Source organism: Pseudoxanthomonas japonensis (genome assembly GCF_043632995.1).
Taxonomy (GTDB): domain Bacteria; phylum Pseudomonadota; class Gammaproteobacteria; order Xanthomonadales; family Xanthomonadaceae; genus Pseudoxanthomonas_A; species Pseudoxanthomonas_A japonensis.
Window position 1 is genome coordinate 3509561 of the sequence record NZ_CP171632.1, and the last position, 20271, is coordinate 3529831.

General features: G+C 68.2%; 18 protein-coding genes and 1 pseudogene. 11 read left to right on the forward strand and 8 right to left on the reverse strand.

The genetic code is table 11. The features are described from left to right. Positions 1 to 97: 97 nt before the first annotated feature. The 4 genes from ACGHX3_RS16465 to ACGHX3_RS16480 form a co-directional block, all read right to left on the reverse strand. The gene (locus ACGHX3_RS16465; protein WP_213605047.1) at positions 98 to 676 is read right to left on the reverse strand and encodes an LON peptidase substrate-binding domain-containing protein; all 579 of its coding nucleotides are present in this window, start codon (positions 674 to 676) and stop codon (positions 98 to 100) included. A gap of 107 nt (positions 677 to 783) precedes the next feature. Then, a complete protein-coding gene (gene mpl / locus ACGHX3_RS16470) occupies positions 784 to 2109 on the reverse strand; it encodes a UDP-N-acetylmuramate:L-alanyl-gamma-D-glutamyl-meso-diaminopimelate ligase (protein WP_394697316.1) in 1326 nt (441 codons plus the stop codon). A gap of 84 nt (positions 2110 to 2193) precedes the next feature. Next, positions 2194 to 3903 (reverse strand): cellulase family glycosylhydrolase, encoded by a 1710-nt coding sequence (locus ACGHX3_RS16475; RefSeq protein ID WP_394695606.1) that lies wholly within the window; start codon positions 3901 to 3903, stop codon positions 2194 to 2196. Positions 3904 to 4044: 141 nt separating this feature from the next. Then, positions 4045 to 4623, reverse strand: a complete 579-nt coding sequence (locus ACGHX3_RS16480; protein WP_162336717.1) for an adenylate kinase — start codon at positions 4621 to 4623, stop codon at positions 4045 to 4047. A 122-nt stretch (positions 4624 to 4745) separates the two neighbouring features. Here ACGHX3_RS16480 and ACGHX3_RS16485 point away from each other — a divergent pair, with 122 nt between their 5' ends. Together ACGHX3_RS16485 and ACGHX3_RS16490 are read left to right on the forward strand one after the other, a co-directional pair. Continuing rightward, positions 4746 to 6002 carry a 6-phosphofructokinase gene (locus ACGHX3_RS16485; protein ID WP_394695607.1) on the forward strand — a complete coding sequence of 419 codons (1257 nt, stop codon included), beginning with the start codon at positions 4746 to 4748 and terminating at the stop codon, positions 6000 to 6002. 7 nt (positions 6003 to 6009) lie between these two features. Continuing rightward, complete coding sequence (locus ACGHX3_RS16490; RefSeq protein ID WP_394695608.1) at positions 6010 to 6402, forward strand: DUF488 domain-containing protein; 393 nt, start codon at positions 6010 to 6012, stop codon at positions 6400 to 6402. A gap of 124 nt (positions 6403 to 6526) precedes the next feature. On the opposite strand, the gene ACGHX3_RS16495 is transcribed toward ACGHX3_RS16490, so the two are convergent. Then, on the reverse strand, positions 6527 to 7732 hold the full coding sequence (locus tag ACGHX3_RS16495) for a Gfo/Idh/MocA family protein (RefSeq protein ID WP_394695609.1): 1206 nt from the start codon (positions 7730 to 7732) through the stop codon (positions 6527 to 6529). 131 nt (positions 7733 to 7863) lie between these two features. On the opposite strand from ACGHX3_RS16495, the gene ACGHX3_RS16500 reads away from it, so the two are divergent. Then, positions 7864 to 7998: a hypothetical protein gene (locus tag ACGHX3_RS16500; protein WP_394695610.1), complete on the forward strand. Its 135-nt coding sequence runs from the start codon at positions 7864 to 7866 to the stop codon at positions 7996 to 7998. Positions 7999 to 8037: 39 nt separating this feature from the next. Then, positions 8038 to 8406 (forward strand): DUF4440 domain-containing protein, encoded by a 369-nt coding sequence (locus ACGHX3_RS16505; RefSeq protein ID WP_394695611.1) that lies wholly within the window; start codon positions 8038 to 8040, stop codon positions 8404 to 8406. Between the two features lie 3 nt (positions 8407 to 8409). On the opposite strand, the gene ACGHX3_RS16510 is transcribed toward ACGHX3_RS16505, so the two are convergent. Further along, positions 8410 to 8931 carry a hypothetical protein gene (locus tag ACGHX3_RS16510; protein WP_394695612.1) on the reverse strand — a complete coding sequence of 174 codons (522 nt, stop codon included), beginning with the start codon at positions 8929 to 8931 and terminating at the stop codon, positions 8410 to 8412. A 260-nt stretch (positions 8932 to 9191) separates the two neighbouring features. Here ACGHX3_RS16510 and ACGHX3_RS16515 point away from each other — a divergent pair. Then, a pseudogene (locus tag ACGHX3_RS16515) lies at positions 9192 to 11219 on the forward strand (sodium-translocating pyrophosphatase); the annotation flags it as partial. 60 nt (positions 11220 to 11279) lie between these two features. Next, the gene (locus ACGHX3_RS16520; protein ID WP_394697317.1) at positions 11280 to 11615 is read left to right on the forward strand and encodes an OmpA family protein; all 336 of its coding nucleotides are present in this window, start codon (positions 11280 to 11282) and stop codon (positions 11613 to 11615) included. 261 nt (positions 11616 to 11876) lie between these two features. On the opposite strand, the gene ACGHX3_RS16525 is transcribed toward ACGHX3_RS16520, so the two are convergent. Further along, a complete protein-coding gene (locus tag ACGHX3_RS16525; RefSeq protein ID WP_394695613.1) occupies positions 11877 to 12425 on the reverse strand; it encodes a hypothetical protein in 549 nt (182 codons plus the stop codon). Positions 12426 to 12893: 468 nt separating this feature from the next. After that, a complete protein-coding gene (locus ACGHX3_RS16530) occupies positions 12894 to 13922 on the reverse strand; it encodes a LysR substrate-binding domain-containing protein (RefSeq protein ID WP_394695614.1) in 1029 nt (342 codons plus the stop codon). A gap of 131 nt (positions 13923 to 14053) precedes the next feature. Here ACGHX3_RS16530 and ACGHX3_RS16535 point away from each other — a divergent pair, with 131 nt between their 5' ends. The 5 genes from ACGHX3_RS16535 to ACGHX3_RS16555 all read left to right on the forward strand — a co-directional run bounded on the left by ACGHX3_RS16535 (position 14054) and on the right by ACGHX3_RS16555 (position 20264). Continuing rightward, on the forward strand, positions 14054 to 14281 hold the full coding sequence (locus tag ACGHX3_RS16535; RefSeq protein ID WP_394695615.1) for a hypothetical protein: 228 nt from the start codon (positions 14054 to 14056) through the stop codon (positions 14279 to 14281). Beyond that, positions 14278 to 14745: a hypothetical protein gene (locus ACGHX3_RS16540; protein ID WP_394695616.1), complete on the forward strand. Its 468-nt coding sequence runs from the start codon at positions 14278 to 14280 to the stop codon at positions 14743 to 14745. Before ACGHX3_RS16535 ends, ACGHX3_RS16540 begins: the two co-directional genes overlap by 4 nt. Further along, entirely contained in the window at positions 14742 to 15548 is an 807-nt protein-coding gene (locus tag ACGHX3_RS16545) for an SDR family NAD(P)-dependent oxidoreductase (RefSeq protein WP_394695617.1), read from the forward strand. The genes ACGHX3_RS16540 and ACGHX3_RS16545 overlap by 4 nt, the downstream gene beginning before the upstream one ends. 124 nt (positions 15549 to 15672) lie before the next feature. Beyond that, complete coding sequence (locus tag ACGHX3_RS16550) at positions 15673 to 16878, forward strand: efflux RND transporter periplasmic adaptor subunit (protein ID WP_394695618.1); 1206 nt, start codon at positions 15673 to 15675, stop codon at positions 16876 to 16878. Between the two features lie 215 nt (positions 16879 to 17093). Then, the gene (locus tag ACGHX3_RS16555; protein WP_394695619.1) at positions 17094 to 20264 is read left to right on the forward strand and encodes an efflux RND transporter permease subunit; all 3171 of its coding nucleotides are present in this window, start codon (positions 17094 to 17096) and stop codon (positions 20262 to 20264) included. The last annotated feature ends 7 nt before the right edge of the window (positions 20265 to 20271 follow it).

The following is a 20271-nucleotide window of genomic DNA, read 5'->3' on the forward strand; positions in this document are numbered from 1 at the left end:
CGCTTTACGGACAGGCATGCGCAGTCGAGCAAGCTCGACTCTACGACCCTCTGATGAATCACGGGAGCCGGGCGAACCCGGCGCTATGGCGGCGCCGTCAGTCGATCCACTCCAGCAGGCGCTGCAGGCGGGCGTTGACGTCGTTCTCCTGAAGCAGCGACACGCGCTGCAACGGCGTGATGGGCAGCACCTGTGCGAGCCGCCAGCCGACCCATCCGGCATGCTCGAACACACGCGCAGGCAGCTTGCTGATGTCGGTGCCCACCTTCTCCATCATCGTCTGCAGCAAGGTGCCCAGCAGCGCATGCTCCGGCAGGATCTCGAGATCCTCATCCGAATGCAGCCATTCCACGTCGGCCATGACCAGTCCGTTGTCGCGCACGCGCGTGCGCACCACGTGGAAGCGGCGATGCCCGCGCACGCGCAGCGACAGCAGGCCATCCTCGCCCATGTCGAAGTTCTCGATCCGCGCCTCGACACCGTAGGCGGCCGGCGTGGCGGGCGCGCCGGCTTCGCTGCCCTCCAGGATCAGGCAGACCCCGAAACCGCCACCTGACCGTCCGCAGTCGCGCACCAGGTCCAGGTACCGTCGCTCGAAGATGCGCAGGTCCATGGCGGCACCGGGCAGCAGAACCTTGTGCAGCGGGAACAGCGGAAGGGAATCGACCGTCGTCATGCGCGCAGTGTACGGAACCCCGGCCGCGATGCGCCGGCGTCCATCACCAGTGTGAGCTTACGACGGCGCCTCGCCCGACGTCGTCGCGCGATGGCGCGACCACCACATCATCCGTCCTGCAGTGCCGCCAGGAAGCGCCGCGGAGCGCCGTCGAACCCGCCGTTCGACATGAACACCACATGGTCGCCGGGGCGCGCCTGCGCTTTCAGCGCGGCGATCAGCGCATCGGCATCGGGCACCGTGCGCGCGTCGCCGCGGATGGCGGCGACCACCTTGCCCGCGTCCCACGCCAGTTCCGGCCGATGCAGGAAGACCACGCCATCGGCGATGTCGAGCGACGGCGCCAGGGCCTCGGCATGCGCGCCCGAGCGCATCGAATTGCTGCGGGGTTCCATCGCCACGAGGATGCGCGCGTCACCGACACGGGCACGCAGGCCCTCAAGCGTGGTGTGGATGGCGGTGGGATGGTGGGCGAAATCGTCGTAGATGGTGATGCCGTCGTGCTGGCCGATCACTTCCAGCCGGCGCTTCACGCTGCGGAACGCCGCCAGGGCCGGCAGCACCGTGGTGACGTCGACACCGACCGCATGGCAGGCGGCCAATGCGGCGAGTCCGTTCAGCACGTTGTGACGGCCGAGCATCGGCCAGTGCACCTCACCGATCTCGGTGCCGTGGTGGCGCACGGCGAAGGCGCTGCCGTCCTCGCGGATCAGACGTGCGCTCCATTCCATCGCGGCATCAAAACCGAAGCGCTCCACAGGTGTCCAGCAGCCCATCGCCAGCACCTCCGCCAGGCGCGCATCCTCGCCGTTGACGATCAGGCGGCCGCGGCGCGGCACGGTGCGGACGAGATGGTGGAACTGGCGCTGGATCGCCGCCACGTCCGGGAAGATGTCGGCGTGGTCGTACTCCAGGTTGTTGAGGATCGCGACCAGCGGGCGGTAGTGGACGAACTTGCTGCGCTTGTCGAAGAACGCGGTGTCGTACTCGTCCGCCTCGACGACGAACTCACGACCGCCGCCGATGCGCGCGGACGCGCCGAAATCCTCGGCCACGCCGCCGATCAGGAAGCCCGGCGAGCGTCCTGCCGCCTCCAGCAGGTAGGTCAGGATGGTCGTCGTGGTGGTCTTGCCGTGCGTGCCGGCGACGGCAAGCGTGTCGCGGCCGGGCAGCACGCGTTCGGACAGCCACTGCGCGCCGGAGATGTAGCGCCGGCCCTGGTCCAGCACGGCTTCGACCGCCGGGTTGCCGCGCGACAGCGCGTTGCCGATCACGATCTCGTCGCAGTCCGGCGCGATGTTCTGCGGCTGGTAGCCCTGCGCCAGCGCGATGCCGAGCTTTTCGAGCTGGGTCGACATGGGCGGGTAGATGGCCTGGTCGCTGCCTTCGACCGTGTGGCCGAGTTCGCGCGCCAGCGCGGCGACGCCGCCCATGAACGTACCGGCGATGCCGAGGATGTGGATCTTCAAGACGGGACTTCCGTGGAAACTGCGCAGACTTTAGCCGAGCGCGCCGGGTCAGCGCGAGAAGCGCAGCGTCTGCAGATCGATGGTGCCGCTCTCGCCCTTCACCACCAGCGTGTTGCGGCCCGGCGCCAGCACCAGGCCACGGAACCCGCGCGCCCTGTCCACGGCATTCACCGGCGTGCCGTTGAGCACCAGTGACACGCGCCCCTTGCCCTGCCCGTCCAGCGCCAGCCGGTAGGAGCCGCCTGCGCCCGCGTCGAAGGTGTACTTCAGCCATTCGCCGCGCTGCAGGCCGGCGACGTACAACTGCCCGCCGGCGCCCTTGCCGAGGTCGACGCCATCGTTGCGGTACGTCATCGCCGGATTCCACACCACGCGTTCGCCGCCATCGGAGATGTGGTGGTTGGCCGGCGTCAGATCAAAGTACGCGACGCCGTTGCGGCCCATGTCGAAGTCGACGGCGGCGATGGCACCGCCCGCCTCGCCGACCACGTGCGCCCTGAACGGCACCGACTGGTCCGAATGCGGCGCGCGGAACAGCGCATCGATCACGTCCGGATGCTGCACGTTGTTGTCGTAGCGCACGTCCTCGGTGGCGAAGCGCATCAGCGCGGCTTCCGCGGCTTCCGCGGACGGCTTCGGGCTCTCGCCCTTCCAGTAGGCCAGCACCTGCCGGTAGCCCTCGTTCGGCACCACCTGGAGCGGATTGTTGTAGCGGATCTTCTTCAGCGGCCACCACGCCCAGCCGATCCCCTCGCCTTCCACCAGCGCGACGGTGCGCGCGAACCAGTCGTTGGAGTTCTCGCCGGTCTCGCCCAGCCACAACGGCATGTTGTGCTTGTCGCGCAGCGCCAGCGAGTCGGCGATGCTCTCGCGGGTGGTGACGTACCAGTACTTGTGGAAGCTGATGACCAGGTTGTCGTCCCACGGGCCGTCGTCGAGCACGCCGCGGTAGTTGTTGCCCCAGCAGTTGCCCTCGATGACGAGGATGTGGCGTTTGTCCACTTCGCGGATCGCGCGCGTGGTGCGCACCAGCAGGTCCTTCAGCGGTGCGTTGCCGTCTTCCTTGCAACCGTTGGCGTCGGCCTTGTCGGCGAAACCCCAGTTCGGCTCGTTAATGATATCGTAGGCGGCGATGTAGGGCTCGTCCTTGTACCGCTGCGCGAGCTGCTTCCACAGCGCGACCATCTTGTCCTGGTGGCGCGGATCCTCCCATAGCGAGGGCGTCGCGGGATCGCGGTCGGCGATGTTGTTGTCGTTGCCCTGCCCGCCCGGTGCGGCATGCAGGTCGAGGATCAGGTACAGGTCGTTGGCCTTGGCCCAGGCTAGCAGTTGATCGGTGCGGCGGAAGCCTTCCTCGACCCAGGTCTGCCGCCCGGCGACCGGCTCCTGTTCAACCGGCAGCGTATACAGCGCGTAGTGCATCGGCAGGCGCACCGAGTTGAACCCCCAGCGCCCCATTGCATCGATGTCGGCCTTGGTGGTGTGGTTGTCGCGCCACGCCTGGTAGAAGGCATCGGCCTTCTCCGGGCCGATCAGCTCGGCGATGCGTGCATGGATGCTGCGCTGCGTGCCCACGCCGTCGATGTCGAGCATGTAGCCCTCCTGCAGCATCCAGCCGCCCAGCCCCATGCCCCGCAGGATCACCGGCTTGCCACTGGCATCGACAATCTGCGTGCCCTGCGCGCGCAGGAAATCCTTGGCGTGAACCGTAGGCGACCCGGCCAGGCAGGCAAGCAGCAGACAGGCGATGCGCTTCATCGACGACTCCGGACGGTTCCTCGGGACCGGGACGATAACAGCCGTTCCGCCAACAGGGCGCTGCGCACCATCACAGCCCCGGAAAGCAGAAGCCCCGCATCGGCGGGGCTTCTGAAGGACCTGCGTGGTGAGGAACGGGCGTCAGCCCACTTCCTTCGCCGGCGCCAGCGCCTCGGTGATGCGGGTGAACACCTCGTCCAGCGAGCCGACGCCGTCGACGACGGTCAATTCGCCCTGCTGGCGGTAGAAGTCGATGACCGGCGCGGTCTGGTCGGTGTAGACCTGCAGGCGCTTGCGAACGGACTCCGGATTGTCGTCGGCGCGGCCCTCGGCCTTGGCGCGGCCGGCAATGCGCTCGACCAGCAGGTCGGTCGGCACGTCCAGCTGCACGGCGAAATCGAACTTCTGCCCCAGCTTGGCCAGCAGCTGGCCCAGCGCGGCGGCCTGCACCAGGTTGCGCGGATAGCCGTCGAGGATGAAGCCGGCCCGGGTGTCGTCGCGGGAGAAGCGGTCTTCCAGCATGCCGAGCAGGATGTCGTCGCTGACCAGCTCGCCGCGCGCCATCACTTCCTTTGCCTGCAGACCCAGCGGGCTGCCGGCGGCGACTTCGGCGCGCAGCAGGTCGCCGGTGGAAATATGCGGTACCTGCAGGTAGTCCTTCAGGCGCGCTGCCTGAGTGCCCTTGCCCGACCCGGGGGGGCCCAGTAGAACCAATCGCATGCTGTCACTCTCCCGAACTGGAATCCTGCGGGCGGTGGATCGCGCCGGGCGCCGGGCGCCGCGCTGCACCGCGTCATCTGTGTGAAGCTTACCGCATCCCCGCACCACGGAACGAACTCCACATGGCGTCTGGCACCCTACTTTATGCGCAGTCCGGCGGCGTCACCGCCGTCATCAACGCCTCTGCATCGGCGGTCATCACCGAAGCGCGGGCCCGCAAAATCAAGGTCTTGGCCGCGCGCAACGGCATCCTCGGCGCCCTGCGCGAGGAGCTGATCGACACCAGCAAGGAATCGGCCGCCGCCATCCGCGCCCTCGCCCACACCCCGGGCGGCGCCTTCGGCAGCTGCCGGGTCAAGCTGAAATCACTGGAGGCCGATCGTGCGAAATACGAGCGCCTGCTGGCCGTGCTGAAAGCGCACGACGTGCGCTGGTTCCTCTACAACGGCGGCAACGATTCAGCCGACACGGCGTGGAAGGTGTCGCAGCTGGCGCAGGCCTTCGACTATCCGCTGACCTGCATCGGCGTGCCGAAGACGGTCGACAACGACCTCGCCGTCACCGATACCTGCCCCGGCTTCGGTTCGGCCGCGAAGTACACCGCCGTCTCCGTGCGCGAGGCCGCGCTGGACGTGGCCGCGATGGCGGAGACCTCCACCAAGGTGTTCGTCTACGAAGCCATGGGCCGCCACGCCGGCTGGCTGGCCGCGGCCGCCGGCCTGGCCGGGCAGACCCGCGACGAGGCGCCGCACCTGATCCTGTTCCCCGAGCGTCCTTACGACGAGGCCGACTTCCTCGCCCAGGTGAAGAAAACGGTGGAGCGCGTGGGCTGGTGCGTGGTGGTCGCCAGTGAAGGCATCCAGTACGCCGATGGCCGCTTCGTCGCCGATGCGGGCGGTGGCAAGGACTCGTTCGGCCATACCCAGCTCGGCGGCGTGGCGTCGTACCTCGCCGGCCGCGTGAAGGACCAGCTGGGCATGAAGGTGCACTGGACCCTGCCCGACTACCTGCAGCGTTCGGCGCGCCACATCGCCTCGAAGACCGACTGGGAGCAGGCGCAGGCCGTCGGCAAGGCGGCGGTGCAGTACGCACTGAAGGGCCAGAACGCGGTGATGCCGGTGATCGTGCGCACCTCCGATGCGCCGTTCCGCTGGAAGATCGAGGCTGCGCCGCTGTCGAAGGTCGCCAACCACGAAAAGAAGTTCCCGCCCGCCTTCATCCGCAAGGACGGCTACGGCATCACCGACAAGGCGCGCACCTACCTGCAGCCGCTGATCCGCGGCGAGGCCTACCCGCCCTACGGCACCGACGGCCTGCCGAAGTACGTGGCGCTGAAGAACGTGGCGGTGAAGAAGAAGCTGCCGGCGTGGGAAGGCTGACGGACGGATGTCCGTCCGCATCGTCCGCCTGGGCAGTCCGCGTACGAAGGACGAAGGCCTGCGCATCGGCACGGTGCGCAGGCCGCCGCGCGGCGTGCCGAAATCGGAGTTCGCCTCGCAGGACTGGTACGACGTCTGGTATCCGAACCTCGCACCCAGCGCTGAGCTGGTGAAGCAGGCACAGGACGCGGACACGCCCAAGGCCTGGGCCGTTTTCGTGAAGCAGTATCGGGCCGAGATGGCCACGCCCGACAACGCCCGCACGCTGGACCTGCTGGCGGCGCTGTCGCACGGCAGCGACTTCTCGGTCGGCTGCTATTGCGAGGACGAAGCGCGCTGCCATCGCTCGGTACTGCGCGGGCTGCTCGCGGAGCGCGGCGCCGCCATCCGGATGGAGTGAAAAGCCAGACACCGGCGACGGCGCGCACACACCGGCGGCCCACCCGTCCCGCGGCGGCGCAGCGCTTCGCAAACCGCGGATCGTTCGTCCGCACGGACAGCGCGGCAGCCGATGATCCCGCCTCCTAACCTGCCGGCAGTGCGACGGTAGTGCCGCTCGCGGCGGCCTGCCGTATCGCCTCCATCATGACCAGATCCGCGATGCCCTCCGACGCCGCCACCGGCGGCGCGCTCCGCCCCATGCAGGCATCGGCGAACGCCTCGTACATGCGCGGCACCTGGTCGCGCAGCGGGAACATCAGTTCCTCGACGCGGTTCGGGCCGTCCAGGCCCAGGCGCATGCGTTCGCCCATCGCCGGCGTGGCCGGATCGAGATCAAGCCACGCCTGCTCGAAGCCCAGCCGCAGCCGGTTCTGCAGGCGGTAGCGCCAGCTGGCAGAACCGGTCGCCAGCACGCCGCCATCGAACTGCGCCACCCAACCGATATCGGATTCGACCTGCGCGAAGCGCGCATCCCCCGGCCGTCGGTGCGCGACCGCGGTGACGCTACGCGGCAGTCCGCCGCAGGCCCAGCGTTGCAGCTGCACGCTGTAGATGCCGATGTCGGTCAGGCAGCCGCCGCCGGACAGCGCAGGATCGAAGCGCCAGTTGCCCGCCGGCTGGCGCAGGTGGAACCCCTTGTGCGCATCGACGCTCGCCAGCGCGCCATGCGTGCCCTCCCGACAACGCCCCAGCGCATCCTGCACGGCGTCGGAGAACCACGCGCGATAGGCCGGCATCAGCACCTTGCCCGCATCGCGCGCGGCATCGGCCAGCGCCCGCGCCTCCGCCGCGGTCGCCGCCAGCGGTTTCTCGCACAGCACGTGCTTGCCGGCCGCCAGTGCCTTCAACGCATGCTGCGCATGCAAGCCGACCGGCAGGCAGATATGCACCGCGACGATGGTCTCGTCGTCGGCCAGGCGTGCGTAGTCGTCGTAACCGTGGATCGCGGCGTCAGGAATGCCGTAGCGGGCGGCAATGGCACGCGCCTTGTCCTTCGATCCGGTGACCAGTGCGGCGGGATACGCGGTGCGGCAGGAGGCCAGGCGTTCGAGCACGAAGGCGGCGTACTCCCCCAGGCCGACCACCGCGATGCCCACGCGCGAAGGGGCATGGTGCGCGCGGCGTGGTGGCGACGCATCTGTCGTGCCCGATGCCAACAGGCCTCCGCCCGCCAGCAGGCCAGCGACGACGCGGCGGCGTTGGATGTCGTGGATGTCCATGGACTGCGCTTCCATCGAAAACGCCATTTTCGGTGCCTGCGCGTGCATGCGCGCATCGTCGCCGAACATGCGGGCGCACCCTGCGCACGCCTCGCCGCAAGTGCGGCCCACACGGCCATCGGGCGGGATGACTTCAGGCACCGTCGCGGCTGTCGCGGCGGTGCTAGCGTGATGCCGTCGCCACGCCACCGGAATTCTCCATGGTCCGCAAGGTACTCATCGGCATGCTCGCCGTCGCCATTGGCCTGGCCATCGCCGGTGCGGGCTATCGCTTCGGGCAAACCCTGGCGGAGAAGGATCCGGCGGATGCGCCACGCGCACCCGCAACGTCCTGACGCTTCATCCGGGCAGCGACGACAGGCTAGGCTTGCGTGATGGACACCCTGCTTGCCGAACTTACCGCCCTGGAAACCGAACTCCACCATCCGGGCGTGATCTGCACGCGTGAGCGGCTGGAGCGCCTGCTGCATCCGGACTTCCATGAAGTCGGCCGTTCGGGTGCGCGCTACGACCGACGGACCGTCATCGACTTCCTGGCCTCACGCGACCGATTGCCGGCGGTGGTCGCGTGGGATCATCGCGTCGAACCGCTGGCGTCGGATATCGCCCTGCTGCATTTCCGCTCGCACGAAGCCGCACCCGATGGCACACCCTTCCATGCCGCGCTGCGCGTGTCCGTCTGGCGACGGACCCACGTGGGCTGGCAGTTGTCCTACCACCAGGGAACGCCTGCCGCCCCTTGAACGTCAGCGGCAGACCTTGCCTTCCACATCGAGCTTCGCCGCGAACAGCGTCAGCGATGGCGCCTGCGCGGCGGTGCCGGCCTGCTGCTTCGCCTCCTGCAGGTAGATGCGCGACTGGCCCTGCCCATCGAGCGGCGGCGGCGTGGCACTGCCCGGCTTGCGCCACACGCGCAGGACGGCCTGCCGCGAAGGACAGGCCGCGTCCGGTACGCGGATCACGTCGTTGAGTTTCCAGCCCGCGGCGACCGATGGCTTTGCCTTGTCGAAGTCGACGAAGCGCGCGCGCGGCTGGCATTGCGGGCTGGTGCGCACCGGCGCGTAGCGGTAGGGCTGCGCGGCGTCGCCGGTGAAGGCGCCTTCCAGTCGGGCGCAGGCCTCGGGAATCTGCCGCAGCGTGTGCACGGCGCCGACGGCCTGCGGCGTGCCCGCGGGACGCTGGATCTCCGGCGCGGGATCGGCCGCACGCAGCGGCGATGCCACCAGCAGGCACGCGACGAGCAGGGGAAGTGCGACGGTCTGACGCATGGCAACTCCTTGAAACGGATACGAAAACACGATCAGGGTCGCAAGGCTGGCACGGAATGCCTGAACCGGTCCGTCACCGCTGGCGGCCCGCAGCGCATCCGGTCATACTCGGGCCAGCTCCAGGGATGTCTGAACAAGGGTTTCGTGCTGCAGTCCATCGCAGCGGTCGAGTGCGCTCAATCGTTCAACAGGCTCCACCGGGATTGGGTTGCGTGTTCATGCTTTCTGCTGGACGACATCCATCAACCTTGGGAGGGGTCATGCTGGAACAACACGGTTTGACGCTGGCGCTGATCTGCGCCGGCGTGGCGATCATCTACGGCGTGGTGGCGGCGCGCTGGATCCTGAAACAGCCCGCGGGCAACGCCCGCATGCAGGAAATCGCGGCGGCCGTGCAGGAAGGCGCCAGCGCCTACCTCAACCGCCAGTACACCACCATCGGCATCGCCGGCGCCGTCCTGCTCGTGCTGATCGGCTTCTTCGTTTCGTGGCCCAGCGCCATCGGCTTCCTGATCGGCGCGGTGCTGTCCGGCGCCGCCGGCTACATCGGCATGAACGTGTCGGTCCGCGCCAACGTGCGCACCGCCGAAGCGGCGAACAAGGGCATGAGCGCCGCGATGGACGTGGCCTTCAAGGGCGGCGCCATCACCGGCATGCTGGTCGTCGGCCTGGGCCTGCTCGGGGTGGCCGGCTACTACGCCGTGCTCCACCTGCATCTTGGCTACGGCACCGCCGACGCGCTGCATGCGCTGGTCGGCCTGGCATTCGGCTCCTCGCTGATCTCGATCTTCGCGCGCCTGGGCGGCGGCATCTTCACCAAGGGCGCCGACGTCGGCGCGGACCTGGTGGGCAAGGTGGAAGCCGGCATCCCCGAGGACGATCCGCGTAACCCGGCGGTGATCGCCGACAACGTGGGCGACAACGTCGGCGACTGCGCCGGCATGGCGGCCGACCTGTTCGAAACCTACGCGGTCACCATCATCGCGACGATGCTGCTTGGCAGCCTGATGATGGCGCAGGCAGGCGAACACGCCGTGCTCTATCCGCTGGTGCTCGGCGGCGTGTCGATCATCGCCTCGATCATCGGCGCGATGTTCGTGAAAGTAAAAGCCGGCGGTTCGATCATGGGCGCGCTGTACAAGGGCGTGATCGTGTCGGGCGTACTGGCCGCCATCGCGTTCTATCCGATCACCACGCAGCTGATGGCGGATTCGGCCTACGGCGCGATGAACCTGTACTTCTGCGCCCTGGTCGGCCTGGTACTGACGGGCGTGATCGTCTGGATCACCGAGTACTACACCGGCACCCAGTACGCACCGGTCAAGCATGTGGCCGCAGCATCGACCACCGGTCACGGCACCAACATCATCGCCGGCCTGGGCGTGTCGATGCGGTCGACGGCCTGGCCGGTCGTGGCGGTGTGCATCGCGATCCTCGGCGCCTACGCGCTCGGCGGCCTGTACGGCATCGCCATCGCCGCGACGGCGATGCTGTCGATGGCCGGCATGATCGTCGCGCTGGATGCGTACGGCCCGATCACCGACAACGCCGGTGGCATCGCGGAAATGGCGGAACTGCCGCCGGAGATCCGCAACATCACCGACCCGCTGGATGCCGTCGGCAACACCACCAAGGCGGTGACCAAGGGTTACGCCATCGGCTCGGCCGCACTGGCTGCGCTGGTGCTGTTCGCCGACTACACGCACAACCTGCAGACCGCGCACCCCGGCACGATCTTCACCTTCGACCTGTCGAACCACCTGGTGATCGTCGGCCTGCTGATCGGCGGCCTGATTCCCTACCTGTTCGGTGCGATGGCGATGGAAGCCGTCGGCCGTGCCGCGGGCAGCGTGGTGGAGGAAGTGCGCCGGCAGTTCCGCGAGATCCCGGGAATCATGGCAGGCACGGCCAAGCCGGACTACAGCAAGGCGGTCGACATGCTGACCAAGTCGGCGATCAAGGAAATGATCGTGCCGTCGCTGCTGCCGGTGATCGTGCCGATCATCGTCGGCCTGCTGCTCGGTCCGCAGGCGCTGGGCGGCCTGCTGATCGGCACCATCGTCACCGGCCTGTTCGTCGCCATCTCGATGACGACCGGTGGCGGCGCGTGGGACAACGCCAAGAAGTACATCGAGGATGGCCACCACGGCGGCAAGGGCAGCGAGGCGCACAAGGCCGCGGTTACCGGCGACACCGTCGGCGATCCTTACAAGGACACGGCCGGCCCCGCGATCAACCCGCTGATCAAGATCATCAACATCGTCGCCCTGCTGCTGGTGCCGGTGCTGCCGGTCAACGGCTGGCTGGGCAGCGCCACGTCGTCGGAGGTGGCCGCGCACGCGGCGCCGATGACGGGCCGCGAGGTGGTGGACGGTCGCAGCGCGCGCATCCTGTTCGACAGCGGCTCGGCGGTGGTGCCCGCGGACACCAGCGCGCGCCTGTCCGGCGTGCTGGGCACGCTGGGTGCCGATCCCGCCGCCCACGTGCGCGTCTCCGGCTTCCACGATGCCAGTGGCGATGCGGCCGCGAACGAAGCCCTGGCCAAGCAGCGCGCGGAAGCCATCCAGCAGTGGCTGGTGGTCAACGGCGTGGCCGCCGAGCGCATCACGCTGGACAAGCCGGCGCAGACCACCGGCAGCGGCGATGCCGACGAGGCGCGCCGTGTGGATGTGCTGGTGGAATAGCTGTAGCGCTCGACGGACAAGCAAGGGCGGCCATTGGCCGCCCTTTTTTTGTTTGCCGCAGGAGCGACGCAATGGTTGGCTGTGGGAGCGACGTGAGTCGCGAGCAGATGATGTCCCTGCACGCAGGGTTGATTCCAGACAAAGAAGGCGAAGAACGGCCCGATCTGTCCCTGCTTTCACAATCGTTCCGGGCGCGCCGGCCGTGCGTTCGCGACTTACGTCGCTCCCACAACAGTCGCCGTTACCAACATGAGCCTCAGATCACGACGTCGGCTGCAGCGCCACCACACGCACATCGACGTCCTTGCACGCGTCGTCCTTGCAGATGCCATTCACCCAGGCCTCGCCGTTGCCGAACATCACGCCCTTGTAGTTGACCATCAGCTGCGAATACTTCTGCCGCTTGATCGCTTCGGCGATGGCCGGCGTCATGATGCGGTCGTACTCGCGCACGAAGGCATCGGCATCGGCCACCTTCAGCGGCTGGCCGTCGCGCACGGTGGAGAACGGATAGGCCACCAGCGCAGCGACAGCGGCCTGGTCGTTCGCCGTCACCGCCTGCTGGAGCTGGCGGATCACCGCCTCGTAGCGGGCATGGTCGCCCAGCACCTCGTCGATGGCCTGGTTGACCGCGAGCGGGTCGTCGACGACCTCGGCGACGGGAGGCGTGGTTACAGGCGATGCGGACGTCGCATCGGCGGAGGCCGCCGCGGGCGGTACGGCCTCGGCGGCCGGTGGTGCGGCATCCGGCGCGGCGGGTGTGCAGGCCGCCAGCCACAGCGCCGCGAACGCGGCGATCGGAGTCTTCATCGTGCGGATTCCTAGTCAGGTGGAGACGCGGTGCGACAGCCCATCCATGGCGACAACCCAACTCCGGCGATGCAGACCCATCCTAGCCAGCCCCGCGCACGATTGCGTTCGGGAATCGTTAGGGCGGGGCGTCCGGACTTCGCGCGCCGCGCGGCTTGCGTTACGCAGCATCCGCGCCGTCGTCCCAGCGAACGCTGGGACCCATGTTGCCTTTGCCCGGGCTCGTGAGCAGCCGCAGCACATGCAAGCGACCCTGAAGCTCAGCTTGCGCCGGAATGACATCCCGGAGGCCGCCCTGTATATCCGGATTTCCAACCACTCACCGACGCCCGGCGTGCCCTATTCCGATCGCAGCACCGTCGTTCCGGCGAACGCCGGGACCATCTTGCTCCGCTGTGGCCGAACGACGAAAAGCCCATGGATCCCAGCGTTCGCTGGGATGACGACGGACCGCCACACGCGCTTCCATCAACTCAGCACATCCGCCAACACCTTCCGCCCGACCGCAGCGGCCGCCTCGACTTCCGGCGTCGCTTCCGCCGCCGCACGCGCTTCGGCCTGTTGCTGCAAGTACACCGGGCAGTGCTGCATCATGTAATCGACATCGAACTTCATCCGCTCGACCAGGAAGTCGACGAACGCGCGTACCTTCGGCGACTGCACGTGGCCGCGCGGGAAGACGGCATTGAAATCGTACTCGGGCCCGGTCCAGCCGGCCAGCACGCGCTGCAGGTGGCCCTGCTCCAGGTAGGGCTTCACCATCACGTCGGCGCCCAGCATCAGGCCTTCGCCGCACAGCAGCGCGCCCTTCAGCGCGGCCGGATCGTTGGCTACCAGGATGGGATTGATCGGGTAATCGCGCTCGCCGTCGGTGCCATGCAGCGTCATCGCCCAGCCGTTGCCGCTGCGGTGCTTCTGCATCGCCAGTACGCGGTGGTGCTGCAGGTCGTCCGGGTGCAGCGGCTCGCCGTACCGCGCCAGGTATTTCGGACTCGCATACACCTGTGTGCGCAGGGTACTGAGGCGGCGCGCGACCAGGTTGGAATCCGGCAGGCTGCCGACACGCAGCGCGACGTCGATCTCGCCGGAGATCAGGTCGAGCGTGTCGTTGGCGAGCAGCATCTCCACGCGTATCTCGGGGTACTGCGCATGGAACTCGCCCAGCAGCGGCGCGATCTTGTCGATGCCGATCGAATACGGCGCGGTGAAGCGCAGCCAGCCGCGCGGGCCGGCGTGCAGCTGGCTGACCGCGCTCGCCGCTTCGTTCAACTCGCGCGCGATGCGCTGGCAATGCTCGTAATAGACGTTGCCGGCTTCGGTGAGGCCGAGCTTGCGCGTGGTGCGACGGAGCAGCTGCGCGCCGAGGCGTGTCTCCAGTTCCTGCACCTTGCGGCTGACGGTGGTCTTGGGCAGGCGCAGCACGTTGGCGGCAGCGATGAAGCTGCCCTGCTCCACCACCTTGACGAAGATCAGGGTGTCGTTGAGATCGTGGCTCATCGTGGGAACTCCGGTAGGCGAGGGGCACATTGGCCCGCTGACGGGATGATTATTCCCCTAAATCAGGACTAATCAAGTCCTCATTGGAGGCGTACCTTGGCACCCATCGTCCTCCACCGGGTACCGCCCCCATGCTGCTCGCCCGTCTCTTCCATTCGCTGGAACACCCCCAAGACTCCTATGAAGTCCCGTCCGAACGGGCTTTCCGTCGCAGCAAGAGCCTGCTGTTGCGTGACGTCTCCGGTCATGTGGCTGCGCCGCGTTCGCAGCGTGGCGGGGTGGTCGGTGGCGGCCGGCGGCTGGGCAGCCTGATGTCGGTTTCCGGGATTATCCCGACCACGGGAGGATTCATCCCATGAGCGGGACACTCGCCCGCCGTGTTCCGACGAACGGCAGCACATCCGACCCAGGCTGCGCGCACGCCTCGCGACTGCGCCTCGCGCACTGCCGGGCGTTCGTCGCCCCGGCGACCGACAGCGCGCAGGATCGTGCAATCGCACAACAGGATCCGGATATCGCCATCGCGGCGCCGGTCGCCAGACTGGCCGCCATGCCCGCTTCCCTTCCGACTGCCGCCTTGCGCTGGCTGCGTGCCGTTGCACGCGTGCTGGCCAAACGCTTCCGCAGGCCGGCCGATCCGTCGTCATCCTCCCCCGCGACGGGTCGGTCCGCCATGCGCCTGCCGTTCGTACGCAAGGCCACCGGCTTCCGCGAATTCACCCTGCCGCGCCACCTGGCCGACGGCGGCGCGCTGCGCCTGCGGGTGAAATCGGCCGGCGTCAGCACGCGCATTGCGCCGGTCGCCCGGCGGAGGCTGCCGTGAACACGACGAAGGACGCACTGACGCCCGGCGCGCTGGTGCTGGGCGCGAGCGGCAACGTCGGTTTCGGCGTCGTCGGCGCGCTGCTGGAAGCCGGCTGCCCGGTACTCGCCGTCGGCCGCGAAGGGCCGCGCATGAGCGCGCTGGCCGAACACTTCGAGGACGAGCCCGGCCTGGCGCTGCTGCACTCGCCCTGCATCCACGACGACCGCGGCGCCGCGCGCCTGGCCGACGAAGTGCGCGAGCGCGGCCGTCCACTGCGCGCGGTGTTCGCCAGCATGGGCACGCCGCTGCAGGCAGGCCGCCTGCTGGACCGTCCCGCGTCGTTCCTGCTCGAGAAGCTGGAAGCGGACCTGATCCCGCATCTCGCCGCCGCACGCCATCTGTTGCCGTTGCTGTCGGAAAGCCAGACCGCCGCCAACTACGTGCTGATCGGTGGCCCGTATGCGGAACGCGGCTGGTCGGGCTACGGCCATGCGTCGGTGACCGGCGCTGCGATGCGCATGCTGACCCAGGTGCTGCATGAGGAAGCGCAGACGATGGGCGTACGCGTGCAGTTGCTGTCGGTCGACAAGCCGGTATGCACGCCCGAGAACGCCGTCAATGCCTGCGCGGAATGGCCGAATGCGCTGGCGGTCGGCCGCAGTGCGGTTTCGTTGCTGTCGCGGAGCGGTCGTGCCGCGCAGTCGATCGTCACCTGGTCGGCGCACGATGCCAAGCCGCCGGAGCAGACGCTCGCCCGCGACTTCGTGGACGCGCTGTTCGCCGTGGCCGGGGCCAAATGCAACGGCCGCGCGTCCGCCTGACTGTCACGCCATCGCGTTCCTCTTCGTCCTTGCCCCGATGCCGATGTTCCGCCTGACCTCAACCTGACTTCAGGTCGCACCCTTCCCACCCGTTTCCTCCTCTCCCCCAAAGAGACCACCACCCATGAACACGCACGCCCCTTCTTCTCCGCGGTCGCAGCGCCTGCTGGCGCTCGCCGCGTTCAGCGCACTCGCCATCGCCGTGCTGGCCGGCTGCAGCGGCCAGGCCGCCGAGAATGGCGCACCGCCACCGCCGGAAGTCAGTGTCGCCGCCGTGCCGGTCAAGTCCATCAGCCAGTGGGATGAATTCAGTGGCCGCGTCGAAGCCATCGAGCACGTCGATCTGCGTCCGCGCGTCTCCGGCTACATCGACCGCGTCGTCTACACCGAAGGCCAGGAAGTGAAGAAGGGCGACGTGCTCTTCACCATCGACGCCCGCAGCTACCGCGCCGAACTGGCGCGCGCGCAGGCCGAACTGGCCCGCGCACGGACCCAGGCCGAACTCGGCCGCAGCGAAGCTTCGCGCGCCAAGCGCCTGGCCGACCTGCAGGCGCTGTCAACCGAAGAGTACGAGCAGCGTCGCGCCAACGCCGATCAGGCGGGTGCGAATGTCGCCGCCGCGCAGGCCGCGGTGGAAACCGCCCGCCTCAATCTGGAATGGACCCAGGTGCGCGCCCCCATCGACGGCCGCGCCGGCCGTGCGCTGGTCACCGCCGGCAACCTGGTCAGCGCCGGCGATGCCGCCAGCGTGCTGACCACGGTGGTATCGCTGGACAAGGTGCACGTGCATTTCGACGCCGACGAACGCGCCTTCCTGCGCTACGCCGAAATGGCACGCAAGGGCGAACGCCCGAGCGAGCGTGATGGCAAGGTCCCGGTGCAGGTCGCGCTGGCGGACGAGTCGGACTTCCCGCATGCGGGCACGGTCGACTTCCTCGACAACCAGGTCGACCGCAGCACCGGCACCATCCGCGCGCGTGCCGTGCTCGACAACGCCGACCGCACGTTCACGCCGGGCCTGTACGCCCGCGTGCGCCTGCTCGGCAGCGGCGAGTTCAAGTCCGCGCTGGTCGACGACAAGGCGGTGCTGACCGACCAGGACCGCAAGTACGTCTATGTGGTCGACAAGGAAGGCAAGGCGCAGCGCCGCGACGTGAAGGTGGGCCGCATGGCCGATGGCCTGCGCATCGTCGAGCAGGGCCTGGCCGCCGGCGACAAGGTCATCGTCAGCGGCATGCAGAAGGTCTTCTTCCCGGGCATGCCGGTGCAGGCCAAGGCCGTGGCGATGGGTGCGAGCGACGCGCCGGCCGCTGCGGTCGCCATGAAGTAACCAGCGTCGCCCCCGCGCAGGCGGGGGCCCAGCGACTTTCGCAGCAGCGTGAGGAAAGTCGCTGGGTTCCCGCCTTCGCGGGAATGACGGCAGGGGATCCGCGCGATCTGATCGATCACCGCATCCCACGCCATCCAGCGCCAGACATCGATTCCCTCCACGGTCCATGCGGACGGTGGTGAGCCCTTTGCATCTTCCCTCCAGGAAATCCACCCATGGACTTCTCCCGTTTCTTCATCGACCGGCCGATCTTCGCGGCAGTGCTGTCGATCGTGATCTTCGCCGCCGGCCTGATCTCGATCCCGCTGCTGCCGATCGGCGAATACCCCGAAGTGGTGCCGCCCTCGGTGGTCGTGCGTACCGTGTACCCGGGCGCCAATCCCAAGGTCATCGCCGAAACCGTCGCCACGCCGCTCGAGGAAGCCATCAACGGCGTCGAGGACATGATGTACATCAAGTCCGTCGCCGGCTCCGATGGCGTGCTCTCGCTGACCGTGACCTTCAAGCCGGGCACCGATCCCGACGAGGCCGCGGTGCGCGTGCAGAACCGGGTGGCGCAGGCGCAGGCGCGACTGCCCGAGGACGTGCGCCGCCAGGGCGTGACCACGCAGAAGCAGTCGCCGGTCTTCCTGATGGTGGTCCACCTGACCTCCAGCGACGGCAAGTACGACTCGCTGTACCTGCGCAACTACATGCGCCTGCACGTGAAGGACGAACTGGCGCGCATTCCTGGCGTTGGCGACGCCCAGCAGTTCGGCGGCGGCGACTACGCCATGCGCCTGTGGCTGGACCCGGACAAGGTGGCTGCGCGCGGCATGACCGCCGGCGACGTGCTGCGCGCCGTGCGCGAGCAAAACGTGCAGGTCTCGGCCGGCCAGCTCGGCGCCGAGCCGATGCCGAACGGCAGCGACTTCCTGCTGCCGATCAACGCCAAGGGTCGTCTTGAGAGCGTCGAGGAATTCAGCAACATCGTGCTGAAGAGCGGAGCCGACGGCGAGATCGTGCGCCTGGCCGACGTGGCCCGCATCGAACTGGCCGCCGGCGACTACACGTTGCGCGCCCGCCTGGACGGCAAGAACGCGTCCGCCATCGGCATCTTCCAGGCACCCGGCGCCAACGCGCTGGAGATCCGCGACGCCGTCGTGGCCAAGATGGACGAGCTGCGCCCGACCCTGCCGCCGGGCGTCGAGATCCAGTCGATCTACGACACCACGGTGTTCGTGCGCGACTCCATCAAGTCGGTGATCAGCACGCTCCTGGAAGCCACCCTGCTGGTGGTGCTGGTGGTGATCCTGTTCCTGCAGACCTGGCGCGCCTCGATCATCCCGCTGCTGGCGGTGCCGGTGTCGGTGGTCGGTACGTTCGCCGTTCTGCACCTGCTGGGCTACTCGATCAATACGCTGACGCTGTTCGGCCTGGTGCTGGCCATCGGCATCGTGGTGGACGACGCCATCGTGGTGGTGGAGAACGTCGAACGCCATATCGAACATGGCGCGACGCCGCTCGAAGCCGCGCACCTTGCCATGAAGGAAGTCTCCGGCCCCATCATCGCGATCGCGCTGGTGCTGTGTGCGGTGTTCGTGCCCATGGCCTTCCTGACCGGCGTCACCGGCCAGTTCTACAAGCAGTTCGCGGTCACCATCGCCATCTCCACGGTGATCTCGGCGATCAACTCGCTGACCCTGTCGCCGGCGCTGGCCGCCAAGCTGCTGCAGCCGCACGGCGCGCCGAAGGATCGCCTGTCGCGCGTGATCGACCGGCTGTTCGGCTGGCTGTTCCGGCCGTTCAACCGCTTCTTCAAGCGCAATTCCGAACGCTACGAGACCTCGGTCGGCCGTGCGCTGGGCCGTCGCGGCGCCGTGTTCGTGGTCTACGCCGTGCTGCTGGTCGGTGCGGGCCTGATGTTCCGCGCGGTGCCGGCCGGCTTCATCCCGGTGCAGGACAAGCAGTACCTGATCGCCGGCGTGAAGATGCCGGAAGGCGCCTCGATCGAACGCACCGACGCCACGCTGAAGAAGATGGCCGCCATCGCGATGAAGGTCGAGGGCGTGGAACACGAAGTCGCGTTCCCCGGCCTGAACCCGTTGCAGTTCACCAACACGCCCAACAACGGCGTGGTGTTCTTCACCCTGAAGCCGTTCAACGAACGCTCGCGCAGTGCCGAAGAAATCACCGCCGAACTGAACCAGAAGTTCGCCGGCATCCAGGAGGGCTTCACCTTCGCCTTCATGCCGCCGCCGATCCAGGGCCTGGGCAACGGCTCCGGCTGGTCGCTGTTCGTCGAGGACCGCACGCGCCTGGGCTACGGCGAACTGCAGAACGCGGTGCAGGCCTTCCAGGGTGCGGCGTCGCAGACGCCGGGCCTGGGCTTCCCGATCAGCAGCTACCAGGCCAACGTCCCGCAGCTGGATGCCGAGGTCGACCGCGTGAAGGCCAAGGCGCAGGGCGTGCCGCTGACCGAACTGTTCGACACGCTGCAGACCTACCTGGGCTCGGCCTACGTCAACGACTTCAACATGTTCGGCCGCACCTGGCAGGTCATCGCGCAGGCCGACGGTCCGTTCCGCGACAACGTCGAGGACATCGCCAACCTGCGCACCCGCAACGCCGACGGCGAGATGGTGCCGGTGGGCAGCATGGTGAACATCAGGCAGACCTACGGTCCCGATCCGGTGATCCGCTTCAACGGCTATCCGGCCGCCGACCTGCTGGGCGAAGCCGACCCGCGCGTGCTGTCCTCCGGCGAAGCGATGGCCAAGGTCACCGAGCTCGCGCAGCAGGTGCTGCCGCCGGGCATGGGCATCGACTGGAGCGACCTGAGCTACCAGCAGGCCACCCAGGGCAAGGCCGCGCTGGTGGTGTTCCCGCTGGCGGTGATGCTGGCCTTCCTGGTGCTCGCTGCGCTGTACGAAAGCTGGACGCTGCCGCTGGCGGTGATCCTGATCGTGCCAATGACGCTGCTGTCGGCGCTGGCAGGCGTGTGGCTGGTGGGTGGCGACAACAACGTGTTCGTGCAGGTCGGCCTGGTGGTGCTGATGGGCCTGGCGTGCAAGAACGCCATCCTGATCGTCGAGTTCGCCCGCGAACTGGAGCTGCAGGGCAAGGGCATCGTCGAATCAGCACTGGAATCCTGTCGCCTGCGCCTGCGCCCGATCATCATGACGTCGGTGGCGTTCATCGCCGGCACCGTGCCGCTGGTGCTGTCCAGCGGTGCCGGCGCCGAGGTGCGCTCGGTCACCGGCATCACCGTCTTCGCCGGCATGGTGGGCGTCACCCTGTTCGGCCTGTTCCTGACGCCGGTGTTCTACGTGGCCCTGCGCAAGCTGGCCAACAAGCCGCTGGTCTCCCACGCCCCCGTTGCCGGTACGGCAACGGCACATCACTGATCCACTC

Coding starts and splice junctions, on each gene's coding strand:
- ACGHX3_RS16525 (WP_394695613.1), bottom strand. CDS start 12,425: ATGAAGACTCCGATCGCCGCGTTCGCGGCGCTGTGGCTGGCGGCCTGC.
- ACGHX3_RS16480 (WP_162336717.1), bottom strand. CDS start 4,623: ATGCGATTGGTTCTACTGGGCCCCCCCGGGTCGGGCAAGGGCACTCAG.
- ACGHX3_RS16555 (WP_394695619.1), top strand. CDS start 17,094: ATGGACTTCTCCCGTTTCTTCATCGACCGGCCGATCTTCGCGGCAGTG.
- ACGHX3_RS16500 (WP_394695610.1), top strand. CDS start 7,864: ATGGTCCGCAAGGTACTCATCGGCATGCTCGCCGTCGCCATTGGCCTG.
- ACGHX3_RS16465 (WP_213605047.1), bottom strand. CDS start 676: ATGACGACGGTCGATTCCCTTCCGCTGTTCCCGCTGCACAAGGTTCTG.
- ACGHX3_RS16550 (WP_394695618.1), top strand. CDS start 15,673: ATGAACACGCACGCCCCTTCTTCTCCGCGGTCGCAGCGCCTGCTGGCG.
- ACGHX3_RS16495 (WP_394695609.1), bottom strand. CDS start 7,732: ATGTTCGGCGACGATGCGCGCATGCACGCGCAGGCACCGAAAATGGCG.
- ACGHX3_RS16475 (WP_394695606.1), bottom strand. CDS start 3,903: ATGAAGCGCATCGCCTGTCTGCTGCTTGCCTGCCTGGCCGGGTCGCCT.
- mpl (WP_394697316.1), bottom strand. CDS start 2,109: ATGGGCGGCGTCGCCGCGCTGGCGCGCGAACTCGGCCACACGGTCGAA.
- ACGHX3_RS16520 (WP_394697317.1), top strand. CDS start 11,280: ATGACGGGCCGCGAGGTGGTGGACGGTCGCAGCGCGCGCATCCTGTTC.
- ACGHX3_RS16530 (WP_394695614.1), bottom strand. CDS start 13,922: ATGAGCCACGATCTCAACGACACCCTGATCTTCGTCAAGGTGGTGGAG.
- ACGHX3_RS16505 (WP_394695611.1), top strand. CDS start 8,038: ATGGACACCCTGCTTGCCGAACTTACCGCCCTGGAAACCGAACTCCAC.
- ACGHX3_RS16510 (WP_394695612.1), bottom strand. CDS start 8,931: ATGCGTCAGACCGTCGCACTTCCCCTGCTCGTCGCGTGCCTGCTGGTG.
- ACGHX3_RS16490 (WP_394695608.1), top strand. CDS start 6,010: ATGTCCGTCCGCATCGTCCGCCTGGGCAGTCCGCGTACGAAGGACGAA.
- ACGHX3_RS16485 (WP_394695607.1), top strand. CDS start 4,746: ATGGCGTCTGGCACCCTACTTTATGCGCAGTCCGGCGGCGTCACCGCC.
- ACGHX3_RS16540 (WP_394695616.1), top strand. CDS start 14,278: ATGAGCGGGACACTCGCCCGCCGTGTTCCGACGAACGGCAGCACATCC.
- ACGHX3_RS16535 (WP_394695615.1), top strand. CDS start 14,054: ATGCTGCTCGCCCGTCTCTTCCATTCGCTGGAACACCCCCAAGACTCC.